Source organism: Devosia oryziradicis, from assembly GCF_016698645.1.
Taxonomy (GTDB): domain Bacteria; phylum Pseudomonadota; class Alphaproteobacteria; order Rhizobiales; family Devosiaceae; genus Devosia; species Devosia oryziradicis.
On sequence record NZ_CP068047.1, the window covers coordinates 2,248,214 to 2,262,655 of the forward strand.

Annotated in this window: 16 protein-coding genes; 12 read left to right on the forward strand and 4 right to left on the reverse strand. The window is 63.7% G+C overall.

The genetic code is table 11. From position 1 onward, the window contains the following. Positions 1-8 precede the first annotated feature (8 nt). Entirely contained in the window at positions 9-1,886 is a 1,878-nt protein-coding gene (locus JI749_RS11275; RefSeq protein WP_201653641.1) for a peptidylprolyl isomerase, read from the reverse strand. Positions 1,887-2,010: 124 nt separating this feature from the next. Here JI749_RS11275 and tpiA point away from each other — a divergent pair, with 124 nt between their 5' ends. The 6 genes from tpiA (at position 2,011) to JI749_RS11305 (ending at position 6,750) form a co-directional block, all read left to right on the forward strand. Beyond that, positions 2,011-2,766, forward strand: a complete 756-nt coding sequence (gene tpiA, locus JI749_RS11280) for a triose-phosphate isomerase (protein WP_201653645.1) — start codon at positions 2,011-2,013, stop codon at positions 2,764-2,766. A gap of 107 nt (positions 2,767-2,873) precedes the next feature. Beyond that, positions 2,874-3,392 (forward strand): preprotein translocase subunit SecG, encoded by a 519-nt coding sequence (secG, locus tag JI749_RS11285; protein ID WP_201653648.1) that lies wholly within the window; start codon positions 2,874-2,876, stop codon positions 3,390-3,392. A 100-nt stretch (positions 3,393-3,492) separates the two neighbouring features. Then, the gene (locus tag JI749_RS11290) at positions 3,493-5,121 is read left to right on the forward strand and encodes a CTP synthase (RefSeq protein ID WP_201653652.1); all 1,629 of its coding nucleotides are present in this window, start codon (positions 3,493-3,495) and stop codon (positions 5,119-5,121) included. A gap of 76 nt (positions 5,122-5,197) precedes the next feature. Continuing rightward, entirely contained in the window at positions 5,198-5,566 is a 369-nt protein-coding gene (locus JI749_RS11295; protein ID WP_201653655.1) for a hypothetical protein, read from the forward strand. A gap of 45 nt (positions 5,567-5,611) precedes the next feature. Continuing rightward, positions 5,612-5,794 (forward strand): DUF4169 family protein, encoded by a 183-nt coding sequence (locus JI749_RS11300; protein ID WP_201653658.1) that lies wholly within the window; start codon positions 5,612-5,614, stop codon positions 5,792-5,794. After that, positions 5,791-6,750 carry an NAD-dependent epimerase/dehydratase family protein gene (locus tag JI749_RS11305; RefSeq protein ID WP_201653661.1) on the forward strand — a complete coding sequence of 320 codons (960 nt, stop codon included), beginning with the start codon at positions 5,791-5,793 and terminating at the stop codon, positions 6,748-6,750. The genes JI749_RS11300 and JI749_RS11305 overlap by 4 nt, the downstream gene beginning before the upstream one ends. A gap of 14 nt (positions 6,751-6,764) precedes the next feature. On the opposite strand, the gene JI749_RS11310 is transcribed toward JI749_RS11305, so the two are convergent. Then, positions 6,765-7,196: a VOC family protein gene (locus tag JI749_RS11310; protein ID WP_201653664.1), complete on the reverse strand. Its 432-nt coding sequence runs from the start codon at positions 7,194-7,196 to the stop codon at positions 6,765-6,767. 131 nt (positions 7,197-7,327) lie between these two features. Between JI749_RS11310 and JI749_RS11315 the strand changes: the two genes are divergently transcribed. The 4 genes from JI749_RS11315 to JI749_RS11330 all read left to right on the forward strand — a co-directional run bounded on the left by JI749_RS11315 (position 7,328) and on the right by JI749_RS11330 (position 10,708). Next, a complete protein-coding gene (locus JI749_RS11315; protein ID WP_201653667.1) occupies positions 7,328-7,795 on the forward strand; it encodes a cupin domain-containing protein in 468 nt (155 codons plus the stop codon). A gap of 147 nt (positions 7,796-7,942) precedes the next feature. Continuing rightward, positions 7,943-9,220 carry a phosphopyruvate hydratase gene (eno, locus tag JI749_RS11320; protein ID WP_201653670.1) on the forward strand — a complete coding sequence of 426 codons (1,278 nt, stop codon included), beginning with the start codon at positions 7,943-7,945 and terminating at the stop codon, positions 9,218-9,220. 141 nt (positions 9,221-9,361) lie between these two features. Then, entirely contained in the window at positions 9,362-9,760 is a 399-nt protein-coding gene (locus tag JI749_RS11325) for a GNAT family N-acetyltransferase (RefSeq protein WP_201653673.1), read from the forward strand. 72 nt (positions 9,761-9,832) lie between these two features. Then, positions 9,833-10,708, forward strand: a complete 876-nt coding sequence (locus tag JI749_RS11330) for an NAD(P)-dependent alcohol dehydrogenase (protein WP_201653676.1) — start codon at positions 9,833-9,835, stop codon at positions 10,706-10,708. Positions 10,709-10,722: 14 nt separating this feature from the next. On the opposite strand, the gene JI749_RS11335 is transcribed toward JI749_RS11330, so the two are convergent. Beyond that, complete coding sequence (locus tag JI749_RS11335) at positions 10,723-12,198, reverse strand: AMP nucleosidase (protein WP_201653679.1); 1,476 nt, start codon at positions 12,196-12,198, stop codon at positions 10,723-10,725. Between the two features lie 448 nt (positions 12,199-12,646). Between JI749_RS11335 and JI749_RS11340 the strand changes: the two genes are divergently transcribed. Both JI749_RS11340 and JI749_RS11345 read left to right on the forward strand, forming a co-directional pair. Further along, on the forward strand, positions 12,647-13,549 hold the full coding sequence (locus JI749_RS11340; RefSeq protein ID WP_201653682.1) for a bifunctional methylenetetrahydrofolate dehydrogenase/methenyltetrahydrofolate cyclohydrolase: 903 nt from the start codon (positions 12,647-12,649) through the stop codon (positions 13,547-13,549). Continuing rightward, positions 13,546-14,094 carry a DUF1643 domain-containing protein gene (locus tag JI749_RS11345; protein WP_201653685.1) on the forward strand — a complete coding sequence of 183 codons (549 nt, stop codon included), beginning with the start codon at positions 13,546-13,548 and terminating at the stop codon, positions 14,092-14,094. Before JI749_RS11340 ends, JI749_RS11345 begins: the two co-directional genes overlap by 4 nt. On the opposite strand, the gene JI749_RS11350 is transcribed toward JI749_RS11345, so the two are convergent. After that, on the reverse strand, positions 14,091-14,441 hold the full coding sequence (locus JI749_RS11350) for a hypothetical protein (RefSeq protein WP_201653688.1): 351 nt from the start codon (positions 14,439-14,441) through the stop codon (positions 14,091-14,093). The two genes, JI749_RS11345 and JI749_RS11350, sit on opposite strands and share 4 nt — an antisense overlap. Position 14,442: the final 1 nt, after the last annotated feature.

Sequence of the window (14,442 nt, forward strand, 5' to 3'; positions counted from 1 at the left end):
CCTGTCGGTCAGAGGCCGGTATTGACGGCCAGCACCTGCTGCAGGGTCTGCTGGTTGATGGTCATGCGCGCGTCGTCGCGAACGGCGGTGACGAAGTCGCCGTAGATGCCGATGCGCGCCTCGTTCTCGAGCGTGGCGGCAGCCGAGGCTTCGAGCGGGGCGGTGGCTTCGGTCAGTTCGGTGACCTGGAACACGACGAACTCACCCGACTGGGTCACGGCGGAGCCGTGATGGCTCGCATCGCCGGCGAAGGCGGCGGAGGCCAGGGCGCCGTCGATGGTGCCGTCCTCCGAGCCGAAGCGGGTGAAGGGTGCGCTCAACTGCGGGAAGACATTGTAGGAAGCGGCAACATCGGCAATCGCCTCGCCGGCATCGAGCCGCTTCACGGCCTCGGCCTGGGCCGCGATGATGGCGTTGTTGACGCGTTCGGTGGTCATGGTCGTGGTCAGTTGCTCGCGCACCTCATCCAGCGTCTGGTCGCGGGCCGGCTCGATGGCGTTGAGGTCGAACCACAGGTTGGCATTGCCCGACAGCGGGATAGCAGCCGTCAGCGCGCCCTGTTCCGCCTTGAAGATGGCCTGGGTGACGCGCGGCGCATCTTCGGTGGCAAGATCGGGGATCACGCTCAACTCGGTGCCGCCGGAGGTCACGTCGGCTTCATAGAGGTCGAGCTTGAACCGCTCGGCGATCTCGGTGAGCGGGCGGAAAGCGGCGCGCAGTTCTTCGATCTGGTCCTGTACGTCGGCCAGCTCATTGCGTGCCGCGGCCAGCGCCAGGTTCTCGGCGATCTGATCGCGCACCTCGTCCAGTGCAGGCACGCCGCCGGCCTCGATAGCGGAGACATGGATCGCCCGCTTGCCTGCGACACCGTCGATGACGACAAAGGCGCCCTGGGCCAGCCCAAACGCCGCGCTGGCCAGCCCGGCATCGTTGATTTCGGCCTGTGTCAGCGAACCGAGGTCGGTTGCCGTCAATCCAGCCTCGGACACGAGCGTCTCGAACGGCGTCCCCGCGGCAAGGCCTGCCTCGAAGGCTGCGACCTGCTCGTCGTTGAGCACCACCTGCTGGATGGTCCGGCGCTCCGGCTTGGTCAGTGTCGCCTTGGTCCGCTCATACTCGGCCGCGATGGCATCGTCGGTGATGTCCGCAACCTTGGTCTGGGCCAGGTCGGCTGCCGACAGGCGCAGCATCTGCACCTTGCGAGTCTCGACGGTGCGGAACTCGGCCTGGTGCTCGGCGAGATAGGCCTTCAGCTCGTCCTCGGTCGGGGCGGCCGGAGTTTCCACATTGGTCTCGCCCAGGGTGAAATACTCGATGGTCCGCTGATCGGCCACGTAACGGTTGATGAGGCTGGCAGCGGTCTCGGGCAGCTTGGTGTCGCCAAAAAGGCTGAGGATCAGCTGCTGGCGCCGCGCTGCGTTGCTCTGGTCATCGAAATACTCGGCCTCGGTCAGTCCGCTGGCCTGCAGCACCTGGCGGAAATTGTCCGCGTTGAAGGTGCCCAGCGCGTTCTGGAACGAGGGATCCTCGCGCAGCATCTCGCTGAGCTTCCTCTGCGAAACACCCAGTCCGAAATTGCTGGCGAGCTGATTGAGCGCCGCATCCTGCGCCAGGTTCTGCAGCACCGTCGCGGGGATGCCCAGGCTCATCGCCTCCTGCGGCGTCGGCATGGAGCCGAACTGCTGGGCAACCTGGTTGAGCTGGCTCTGATAGGCCCTCAGGAACTCCCGCGAGTTGATGTCCTCGTTGCCCACGCGTGCGACGGTATTGCTGCCCAGATCGGCAATCACATTGTTGATGCCGAAGCCCGCCAGACCCACCAGCAGACACGCGCCCATGATCTTGCCGGGCCAGGATTTTGCAAAAACACGCAAACTATCGAGCATCTGAGACGTTCCAGTTGGGCAACACGAGGCTTTACCGCGCCAGCGGGAGGGCACTAGTAATCCATTTTGACAGCCGGGGTTAGGGCAATCCTTGGCCCGGTGCAAGAGGCAGCAGGAGCAAAGAGTGACAACGACAATAACGCCGCTGATCGCAGGGAACTGGAAAATGAATGGCGTGAGGGCTTCGCTGGACGAGTTGACGGCTCTCGCGGGCATCCTGACAACCGGGGACGCGCCACGTGCCATCGTCGTGGTCTGCCCTCCCGCGACAATCCTTGCGGCGGTTGCGCGCCAGGGGGCCACGTCGGGCATTTTGGCAGGTGGCCAGGACTGTCACCCGGCTGCCCACGGCGCCTATACAGGCGATATTGCTGCCGGCATGCTTGCCGATGCCGGTGCTCAATATGTGATCGTCGGCCACTCCGAGCGCCGTGCTGCGCATGGTGAAACCGATGACCTGGTTCGCTCCAAGGCCGAAGCGGCCATCGGCGCTGGCCTCAAGCCCATCATCTGCGTGGGTGAGACGGAGGCGGAGCGGGACAGTGGCCGCGCTGAATCGGTGGTTGCCGCACAGCTTGCCGGCTCCATTCCCGATGCCGCCGGTCAGCATGACGTGATTATTGCCTATGAACCGGTCTGGGCCATCGGTACCGGTCGCACGCCGAGCAACGACGACATCGCCCAGATGCACAATTCGATCCGGCGCCAGCTGGTGGATCGCTTCGGCGACAAGGGGCAGGGCATCCACATTCTCTACGGCGGTTCGCTCAAGCCGCAGAATGCCCGCGAAATCCTGGCCCTCGACAATGTCAACGGTGGCCTGGTGGGCGGGGCCAGCCTCTTGGCAAAGGACTTCGCCACCATTATTTCCGCGGTGTAGTCTCGCGACGGCTCAAGCCCGGCGGAAAATCCCGTCGGGCTCTGGCATTTGCCACGCGAGGCGTGTATGACGCCGCATCTTTGCTTAGACCGATAGACTGAGACACAATGGCAAACGTCCTGATTGTGGCCTATTTGCTGATCGTCCTCGCGCTGATCGCAGTGATCCTGCTGCAGCGTTCCGAGGGTGGCGCGTTGGGCATTGGCGGTGGTGGCGGCGGTGGTTTCATGACCGCGCGCGGCTCCGCCAACTTGCTGACCCGCACCACGGCGATTCTGGCGACACTTTTTTTCGCCACGGCTATTGGCCTCACCATTCTGTCCGAACTCGATCGCGGCACGTCCAGCATTCTGGAAGGCGCAAGCACGACGGAAGACGGCGAAACCCCGACCAATGTGCTGGACGCGCTGAACGCGCTGCAGCCCGACGCTTCTGCATCGGACCTGCCGGTCCCGGTTACCGAGGCGCCCGCGACCACGGACGCCGTGGCTCCCGCCACGACCGAAACGGCACCGGCCGCCGATGCTGCGCCGGCGGCAACTCCGGAAGCCACCACGACGGCGCCGGTGCCCGATGCTCCGGCGGAGACGCCGGCCCAAACGCCGGCCGCTCCGGCGACCAACTGACGAGACCAAAGAGGGGGATGGAAACATCCCCTTCTTCTTTTTGTGTAGAGCCGGTGACCAGCTCTACGAATCGACGATGATGTGATTAAGGTGAACGCCCATGGCTCGGTACGTATTCATCACCGGAGGCGTGGTCTCCTCATTGGGTAAAGGTCTTGCATCGGCGGCGCTCGGCGCCGTTCTGCAAGCGCGTGGCTACAAGGTCCGCCTGAGGAAGCTCGACCCCTATCTCAACATCGATCCGGGCACGATGTCGCCCACCCAGCATGGCGAGGTGTTCGTCACCGATGATGGCGCCGAGACCGATCTCGACTTGGGGCACTACGAGCGCTTCACCGGCCGCGCCGCCACCAAGCGCGACAACATCACCACCGGCCGCATCTATTCGGACATTCTCGCCAAGGAGCGCCGTGGCGAATATCTGGGCGCCACCGTGCAGGTCATCCCGCATGTCACCGATGCCATCAAGAATTTCGTCATCGAGGGCAATGACGACTTCGATTTCGTGCTGGTCGAGATCGGCGGCACGGTGGGTGATATCGAGGGCCTGCCGTTCTTCGAGGCGATCCGCCAGTTGGGCAATGACCTGCCGCGTGGCCACACCTGCTACCTGCATCTGACGCTGATGCCCTATATTCCTTCGGCCGGCGAGCTCAAGACCAAGCCGACCCAGCACTCGGTCAAGGAGCTGCGCTCCATCGGCATCGCTCCCGACGTATTGCTGGTGCGCTGCGACCGCCCGATTCCGGAGGGCGAGAAGAAGAAGCTCAGCCTCTTCTGCAATGTGCGTGAAAGCGCCGTCATCCAGGGCCTCGACGTCGGCTCGATCTATGACGTGCCGCTGGCTTACCACAAGGAAGGCCTCGATCGCGAAATCCTTGCGTCCTTCGGTATCACCGACGCACCGGAGCCCGATCTCAGCGCCTGGCAGGATGTCTCGACCCGACTTCACAACCCGGAAGGCGAGGTCAATATCGCCATCGTGGGCAAGTATACCGGCCTCAAGGACGCCTATAAGTCGCTCAGCGAAGCCCTGACCCATGGCGGCATCGCCAACAAGGTCAAGGTCAACCTGCAGTGGATCGACAGCGAGGTGTTCGAGCGGGACGACCCGGCGCCCTATCTCGAGCATGTCCACGGCATCCTGGTGCCTGGCGGGTTCGGCGAGCGCGGCTCGGCCGGCAAGATCGAGGCGGCCCGCTTCGCCCGCGTCAAGGACGTGCCCTATTTCGGCATCTGCTTCGGCATGCAGATGGCCTGCGTCGAGGCGGCCCGCAATACCGCCGGCATCAAGAATGCCTCGTCTACCGAGTTCGGCCCGACCAAGGAGCCGATCGTGGGCATGATGACCGAGTGGGTAAAGGGCAACGAGACCGAGAGCCGCTCCGCCGAGGGCGATCTCGGTGGCACGATGCGACTGGGGGCCTATCCGGCTCAACTGACACGCGGCTCCCGCGTCGCTGACATCTATGGCTCGACGCGCATTTCGGAGCGCCACCGTCACCGCTACGAAGTGAACATGGATTACCGCAAGCTGCTCGAGAAGAATGGCCTGCTGTTCTCCGGCGTCTCCCCGGACGGCAAGCTGCCCGAGATCGTCGAGCGCACCGACCATCCCTGGTTCATCGGCGTGCAGTTCCATCCGGAACTCAAATCCAAGCCCTTCGAGCCGCATCCGCTCTTCGCCAGCTTCATTGCCGCCGCGATGGAGCAGAGCCGCTTGGTCTGACGACAGCGACACCCGGAAACAGGGGTAGGCTGCTGAACTAAGGCAAGCCATCTTGGGGTCTCAGGAGTGAGGTCCCATGATCCGTACCTTGTTTGTTACCGGTTTTCTGGTCGCCGCATTGTCACCGGCCGCCGCCGCCCCATTGCTCGGGGACTTCGAATGCCTGTCGGACCGCGACGGGCCGCAAACCTACGAGGGCACGCTGCGGATCGATGAGCCGACCAGCTTTGGTTTCCTCAACGCGGATGCCACCGTCGACGCGTGGTATCCGCTCGACATCTCCGATCCCGCCGACGTGAAGTTCGATAACGCTTTTACCGAACATATTTCGTCTGGCGCCGTCGTGCAGAGCGCCAGAATGCTCGAGGACGAGTATGCCTATGCGGTCGATATCAGAACGCGGAAGGGTACCGTCATCCCGATTTATTGCCTCTTCGTCTATTGACCTATTCTCGTGCTATCTCTGGTCGGACGAACCGAGAGTCCCACCATGGCCGAGATCATCAATCTTCGTAACGCCCGCAAGCAAAAGGCTCGTGCTGACAAGGAGGCGCAAGCGCAGCAGAACCGTGCGCTGTTCGGGCAGACCAAGGCGGAAAAACTGCGGCGGGCGAGCGAGAAGGCTCTGGCCGACAAGCATATGGACGGTCACAAGAAGGACGCGCCGAAATGAGCAAGGTCGTCGTCATTGGCGCCACCGGGCATATCGGCACCTATCTGATACCGCGTCTGGTCATGGCGGGCCACGACGTCACCGCAATCAGCCGCGGCGTTGCCAGGCCCTACCAGCAGAGCGCCGTCTGGCGCCATGTCACATCGGTGACCATCGATCGCGAGGCCGAGGAGCCAAAGGGCCGGTTCGGCCAAGCCATTGCAGCCCTGGGCGCGGATATCGTGGTGGACCTGATCTGCTTTACCGAGGCCAGCAATTGTCAGATTGCCGATGCCCTCGAGGGTGGGGTCAGCCACTTCATCCATATCGGCACCATCTGGACGCATGGCCACGCAACGGTCGTTCCGACCCCGGAATCGGCAGCCAAGTTTCCCTTTGGCGACTACGGCACTGCCAAGGCCGCGATAGAAGCGGACCTTCTGTCGCGCGCCAGGATGCGCGGGTTCCCCGCCACCATCGTGCACCCGGGCCATATCGTCGGTCCCGGCTGGGCGCCGCTCAACCCGGCCGGACATTTCAATCCTGCCGTGTTCAGCACCATCGCTCGCGGCGACACGCTGCCGCTGCCCAATTTCGGGCTTGAAACGGTGCACCATGTGCATGCCGATGACGTGGCGCAGGTGGTTATGCGGGCCATCGACACGCGGTCCGCGGCGGTCGGCGAGAGCTTCCACGCCGTCTCGGACGCTGCCGTAACGCTTCGCGGCTATGCCGAGGCGATGTATCGCTGGTTTGGCCATGAGCCCAGGCTCAGCTTTGCCGGGTTCGAGGAATGGGCGAAGTCGCAGGACGCCGACGAAGCCAAGGCGACCTGGGAGCATATCGCCCGATCGCCCAACTGTTCGATCGAAAAGGGCCGGCGGCTGCTCGGCTACGCGCCGCGCTACACCTCGCTCGAAGCCGCGCAGGAGGCGGTCACCTGGCTTATCTCCGACGGCCAGGTACAAGGGCGCTGATCCGCCTAGTGGGCCTACCAGTTCACCTGGCAGACGCCGCCCTTGGGCTGAAACTGCATGCTGTCGGCGGTGTACTGGAAGATCTCCAGCTTCACGCCGTTGGGGTCCTTGGTCCAGGCCTGCCAGGTGCCGTCGACGCCAAGCTTCTTGTCGGTAATCTCGATGCCCTGGCTGCGCACATGCGCCAGCAGCCCATCGATATCCTCAGTCTCAAGGCAGATGTGGTTGATCTGGTTCTTCTCGTCAAAACTCGATTCCGCCTTGCGGAACACCTCGATGAAGCTGCGCTGGCCCAGGTCGAGATAGAAGCCGATCCAGTCCTCGCCGCGCTTGAAGTCGAACGCCTTGGCGATGCCGAAAACGTCGCGATAGAAGGCCTCTGTTGCCGCCAGGTCGTGGGCGAAAATACAGGTATGGGCGACCTGTGTGATGAACGGCTTGGTCATGATTGCTCGCTGCGTTATCGCTAATACAAATAGGGGTAACCCGAAGAGGCAATGGCCGCAAGCCTGCATCCACCAGACTTGACGGCCGAGGGGGCATCTCGCGACAATCGGCCAGTGTGGAGGGGCGAGCGATGGTGGACGCAACAGGATATGTCGTAGCACCCGGTGCTGGAAATACCTGGAACATGGAGCCCGGCCGTCCAGCTGTATTCAAGCTGCTCAGCCAGGATACGGGCTGCAGCATCGCCGTTTTCGAGGAAACCGTGCCTGCAGGAGCGGGAACCCCGCTCCACCGGCACCGTAACAGCGACGAAGTGCTCCTTGTGCAGCGCGGAGAGTTTTCCTTTCGCCTGGGTGAAACGCAGATGCAGGTTTCGGCGGGCGCCTGGGTTTTCATCCCGCGCGGGTCGATCCATGGCTGGCGCAACATTGGCGCGGAAGAGGGGCAACTCGCCAACATCTTTGCGCCCGCGACCGACGCGGCAGCCTTCGAGGAAATGCGAATGCAGGGCAGGCCCGTGCCCGAAATCGACCCGGCGGTGCGCGATGAGATCTTCCAGCGCAATGGCTACGAATTCATCACTTGGGACTGGTCGTAACGATCAGCCCCCGGCCGCCTGCTTCATGACCCGGCAACGCCCTGCTGCGGCGTGAGGCAATTATTTGCAAGCTGCCCCTTTTCCTCGTCACACTCTGCGTCTAGACAGGCGCAACGCTGTGCAATTCCCACCGGAAAAGGGCTTTCCATGTCTTCAATCATCCATGTCACCGGCCGCCAGATCTACGATAGCCGCGGCAATCCCACGGTCGAAGTCGATGTGGTGCTGGATGACGGGAGCTTCGGCCGCGCGGCTGTGCCCTCGGGCGCGTCGACCGGCGCGCACGAAGCCGTGGAGCTGCGCGATGGCGGCAAGAAGTATTCCGGCAAGGGCGTGACCCAGGCGGTCGAAAACGTCAATTCGGTGATTGCAGACGAAATCCAGGGCATGGACGCGCTCGACCAGCTTGGGGTCGACCAGGCGATGATCGAGCTTGACGGCACGCCCAACAAGGGCCGGCTGGGCGCTAACGCCATCCTGGGCGTCTCCCTGGCCGTTGCCAAGGCCGCCGCGGAGTCTAGCGAGCTGCCGTTCTACCGCTATATCGGCGGACCGAACGCCCATGTCCTGCCGGTGCCGATGATGAACATCATCAATGGCGGCCAGCATGCCGACAACCCGATCGACATGCAGGAATTCATGATCCTGCCGGCGGGCGCGGAAAACCTTGCCGACGCCGTGCGCATCGGCTCGGAAATCTTCCACACCCTCAAGAAGGGCCTGTCGGCCGAAGGCCACAACACAGCCGTTGGCGACGAAGGCGGTTTCGCGCCCAACCTCAAGTCGGCCGACGACGCGCTGGGCTTCATCATGCGCTCGATCGAAAAAGCCGGCTACAAGCCGGGCGAGGACATCTTCCTAGGCCTCGATTGCGCGGCGACGGAATACTACAAGGGCGGCAAGTACGAGATGGAAGGCGAGGGCAAGTCGCTCTCCTCGGAAGAGAACGTGCGCTTCCTCGAAGACCTGGCCAATCGCTATCCCATCATCACCATCGAAGACGGCATGGGCGAAGACGATTGGGAGGGCTGGAAGGCCCTGACCGACGCCATCGGCAAGAAGGTGCAACTGGTGGGCGACGACCTCTTCGTCACCAATACGCAGCGCCTCGTCTCGGGCATCAAGATGGGCGTCGCCAACTCGATCCTGGTCAAGGTCAACCAGATCGGCTCGCTGAGCGAAACGCTCAACGCCGTCGATACCGCGCACCGCGCCGGCTACACGTCGGTGATGTCGCATCGCTCGGGCGAAACCGAGGACTCCACCATTGCCGACCTGGCGGTCGCGCTCAATTGTGGACAGATCAAGACCGGCTCGCTCAGCCGCTCGGATCGCCTTGCCAAGTACAACCAGTTGATCCGTATCGAAGAGCAGCTGGGCACCTCGGCCAAGTATGCCGGCTACTCGGTCGTCAAGGGCCGCTGAGCCCTTGGCGGTCGGCCCCGACCGCCTCATCGAACGCGGCGGCAATGTCACCATTGTCGCCGCGAATTCGTTTCTGCTCGACGCTGTCGAAGTCGGCAGCGCGAAGCTGGCCGAAGCGCTGGGTGTCGCGCCGCCTGGCTCATGGCCGCCGCTCTACAACGAGCCGGAAGTCTTTGCCTGGATCCGCGGCATGAGGGAGCGGCACCCTGGCGCCCCGGGCTGGTCACCTGGTTCATCGTGGCCGATGGCCAGCTCTGTGGCACTTGCGGATACAAGGGCCCGCCTTCGGCCGATGGAAGCGTCGAGATCGGTTATTCCGTCATTCCCGAGTGCCAGCGCCGCGGCATTGCGAGCAACGCCGTGGAACTGCTGGTGGCGCGTGCCTTCCGGGACGAGACGGTAACAGCCGTCCGCGCCGAAACACTGGCCGACGGCACCGCTTCGCAAGGCGTCCTCCGGCGCTGTGGCTTTCTGGCCGCGGGCTCCTATATCGATCCGGACGAGGGCGAGATCCTCCGTTTCGAACGCCGCAGGAGTTGATGGACGATGCGAGCCTTGGTGCAGGACCGCTATGGAGCGCCCGAGGACGTCCTTCGGCTGGAGGAGGTTCCAATGCCGCAGCCCAAGGCGGGCGAGGTCTTGGTCCGCGTCCATGCCGCGTCGCTCAATTCCTGGGATTGGGACCTATTGGCGGGCACGCCGATGGGACGGATCATGGGCCCGTTCAAGCCGCCATTTCGCACACTGGGCGCCGATATCGCCGGAACCATCGAGGCGGTCGGGCAGGGGGTGACGGCATTCGCGGTCGGCGACAAGGTCTTCGGCGATCTTTCCGAAGGCAAGTGGGGCGGTCTGGCCGATTTCGTCGTGGCCGCCGCATCCGCGCTTGCGCCGATGCCGGCGGGCCTGTCCTTTGAAGACGCTGCCGCCCTGCCGCAAGCCGGCAGTCTTGCCCTGCAGGCGATCCGCAGGCGGCCCGATCTGGGTCCGGCGGATACCGTGCTCGTCAACGGCGCAGCCGGTGGCGTTGGCACCTTTGCCATCCAGCTGGCCAAGCAGATCGGTGCGCGCGTGGTGGCGGTCGATCGCGGCGACAAGCGCGATGCCGTCATGGCCCTGGGCGCGGACGATTTCCTTGATTATCGCAGGACCGACTATACCGCGGTGGCCGATCGCTACACGCTGATCATCGACATGGTGGCCAATCGGCCTGCCCGGCACTATGCCCGGTGCCTGCGGCCGGGCGGCGACTTCGTCGCTATCGGCGGTACCTATGGCGGTCTCATCGGCGTCGCCTTGTCGGGCTTGGTCCGACGCAAGCGCAGGCTGGGCGTGCTGGTTTACAAGGCCGCACCCGCCGACAGCCTAGCGCTTACCGGCCTCGTGCGTCCCGTCGTCGATGGCATCTATCCGCTGTCCCTGGGCGCAGCCGCGTTCCGCCGCCTCGGCAATGGGGACCATGTCGGCAAGATCATCATAACGCCCTGAGGCGTGTGCAATCGCTATTGGAACGCCGTCTCGGCAAAGCTGCGCAATTTCCGCGAGTGCAGCCGCTCCGCGGGCTGGTCGCGCAGGATTTCCATCGCCCGCAGCCCGATCTGCAGATGGCGATTAACCTGGGTGCGATAGAAGTCGGAAGCCATGCCGGGCAGCTTCAGTTCGCCATGCAGCGGCTTGTCCGACACGCAGAGTAGCGTCCCATAGGGTACGCGGAAGCGGAAGCCGTTGGCGGCAATGGTCGCGCTTTCCATATCGAGCGCCACGGCGCGGGACTGGCTGAGTTGTCGCACGATCTCGGCCTGGTCGCGCAACTCCCAGTTGCGGTTGTCGAAGGTCGCGACCGTGCCGGTGCGCATGATCTTCTTGGTCTCGATGCCCTCGGTATCGGTGATTTCGTGCACCGCCTGTTCGAGCGCCACCTGCACTTCGGCCAATGCCGGCACCGGCACGGTCAGGGGCAGGTCGGCGTCCAGCACGTGGTCTTCGCGCACATAGGCGTGGGCCAGCACATAGTCACCCAGTTCCTGGGAATTGCGCAGGCCGGCGCAATGGCCGAGCATGATCCAGACATGCGGGCGCAGTACGGCAATGTGGTCGGTTATGGTCTTGGCGTTGGACGGACCCACGCCGATATTGACCATGGTGATGCCCCGGCCGCGATCGGCAGTCAGGTGATAGGCGGGCATTTGCGGCGCGCGCACCGGAGCCGTGCCGGCCGTGCTGCCGCCACGCAGGGCATTGTCCGTCACCACGTTGCCCGGCTCGATGAAGCTTTCGTAGTGCGGATGCCCTTCGGCCATGTACTGCTTGGCTATGCGGCAGAACTCGTCGATGTAGAAGGCATAGTTCGTGAAGATGACGAAGTTCTGGAAATGGCGGGCGTCTGTGCCGGTATAGTGGCTCAGCCGAAAGAGCGAATAGTCGACGCGCGGCGCGGTAAACGCCGATAGCGGGTAGGGTCCGCCCTTGGGCGGCACAAAGGTGCCGTTTGCGATCTCGTCGTCCGTATTGCCGAGGTCGGGCGCGTCAAACACATCGCGCAAGGGAATGTTGAGGGCGTTCAGGGCCTCGCCATCGATGCGCTCGCTGGGATTGACGGCGAAGTGCAGCGGAATGGGCGTATCGCTCTCGGTGATGTCGATCGTGCCGCCATGGTTCTTGAGGATGGCAATGAACTGCTCCTGGAAATAGGTGCGGAACAGGTCGGGCGCGGTCACCGTGGTACGATAGAGCCCTGGCGTGTGGAGAAATCCATAGGGCAGGGTGCTCTCGTGCTTGCTGTAGCTGGTGGAGCGGACTTCCACCTGGGGATAGCAGGCGCGCACCTTACCGTCGGGAATGATGCCCTTTGCCAGCGCGGCGAGGTGGCCTCGAATGAAACCGGTATTCCGGTGGTAGAGCTCGGCCAGATAGTCCCAAGCCTTCTCCGGGTCGGTGAAGGACTGCTTTTCGAGGCGGGGAGGGCTGATCGTGGTCATGTGGCTCTTTCTGTTGCAGGTTCCGGATTGAACCTGCCGTCTTGCGGAATCGCGCTGGATTGTCGCGCAGCGTCTAGCCTTCCTGCATGACAGTTTCGCGGCGGCGCTTCAACAGTGCGACCAGCTCCCGTCACGTTTCACATCGGTGTGAAGGGCACTTTTCTCGCCGCATTTACCCACCATCTCTTCATGCAGTTCACTGGCACGGCAAGCGACCCATGCAGCTGGTGAGCGAGGAATGTTGTGTCGGCCGCTTGTCCCCCAAGCCCTCAACAGCGCGGTCGGCCAGTATTCCACAAGGCTGCAATGACAGTGATGTCGTTGCAGCCTTTTTCGTTGATGCGTGTCGCTTTTATTTGGCCAGGTGTCGCTCGGCCCATGGACGGCGTGGCCGGCTTTTTCTATTGCTGCCGCGCAAATGCAGTTCCATTCCTCGCGAGGTGCTCCGATGGCAGCCAAAATCATTGACGGCAAGAGCTTTGCCGCGGGCCTGCGCGGCCGCATTGCCGACCATGTGGTCCGCCTCAAAGCCGAGCACGGCATTACGCCTGGCCTCGCCGTCGTCATCGTTGGTCATGACCCCGGCAGCCAGGTCTATGTGGCGCAAAAGGCCAAGCAGACCGTCGAGATGGGCATGCATTCGGAGAAGTATGAGCTTCCCGAGGATACCAGCGAGGCCGACGTGTTGGCGCTGGTTCGAAAGCTCAATGCCGATCCGGCTATTCACGGCATCCTGGTACAACTGCCCGTGCCCAAGCAGATCGATCCGCTCAAGATCATCGACACCATCGATCCAGCCAAGGACGTCGATTGCTTCACCCCCGCCAGCGTCGGCAAGCTTGCCATCGGCCTGCCGGGCCCCGTTTCCTGTACCCCCCTCGGGTGCCTGATGTTGCTGCGCGATACGCTGGGCGACCTGTCGGGCCTTCATGCCGTCGTCGTCGGTCGCTCCAACCTGGTGGGCAAGCCGATCGCCCAGTTGCTGCTGCGCGAGAGCTGCACCGTCACCATCGCGCATTCGAGGACGCGCAACCTGCCTGACCTGGTCCGGCAGGCCGACATCGTCATCGCCGCCGTGGGTCGACCGGAAATGATAAGGGGTGACTGGATCAAGCCGGGCGCCACGGTCATCGACGTGGGCATCAACCGCATCGACGCGCCGGAACGCGGTGAAGGCAAGACGCGCCTACTGGGTGACGTGGCCTACAAGGAAGCTGCCGAAGTTGCCGGCGCCATCACGCCTGTCCCGGGCGGCGTCGGCCCGATGACGATTGCGTGCCTGTTGGCCAATACGGTCACGACCGCGTCGCTGATCCATGGCCTGGTCCCACCGAGCGACCTCACCGCATGACCTTGGACACCCACGACCCCGGCGGCAAGGTTCGCCTGCCGCTGATGCCGGGCGTCAAGGGAGACGCTACATTCAGCGCCGACGCCCGCTACCGCCAGTTGATGCGGCGCTGGACCGGGGAGCATTTCCCCGACCGCTATGTCCTGTTCATCGGCATGAATCCGAGCACCGCCGACGCGACGGCCAACGACCCGACCTGCGCGCGCGAATGGACCTTCGCCCAGCGCGAAGGCTACTCGGCGATGATCAAGGCCAATGTGGGTGACTACCGGGCGACAGATCCCAAGATGCTGCTGGCGCCGGGAGTCGTCGCGGTCTCCGAAGCCAACCTCCCTGCGATCCGCAAGGCAGCGGCGGGGGCAGACCTGGTTGTGCTATGCCATGGCAAGCTCAACAAGGCCCTGGCTCCGGCTGGCAAGGCGATGGTCGAGGCGCTACGGGCCGACGGTATCGACCTGTGGTGCTTTGGCACCAATGGCGATGGTTCGCCCAAGCACCCGCTGTACCTCAGGGCAGATACGGCGCTGGTGCGGTTCTCAGGCTAGGCGGCTCCGGCCAGGACAAACAACCGCGCCACCGTGTGGTCCCGCAGCGCCTGCGCGGGCAGCTTGCCCTGCAGTGCAGCGATGACCACCGCCGGGTCGGGCACGGCACTGGCGTCAACGACGACGCGCCGAAACGCCGGTCGCAGCCCCTGCTTGGCTTGTTCGAGCAAATCGAACAGCAGCGCTCGAACATCGGTCCGCATGGCGCAGGCGACGCAACTGGCTCCGTCCGCGTGCCCGTGCCCCGAATTGGCCGGCAGGCGGAGGAGAACCGTGTCGGCGTCGAGCGCAAGAAGGCGCTTGGACTCGGTGACGATCGTGACGGGTATTTGATCGATCTTGGCCATT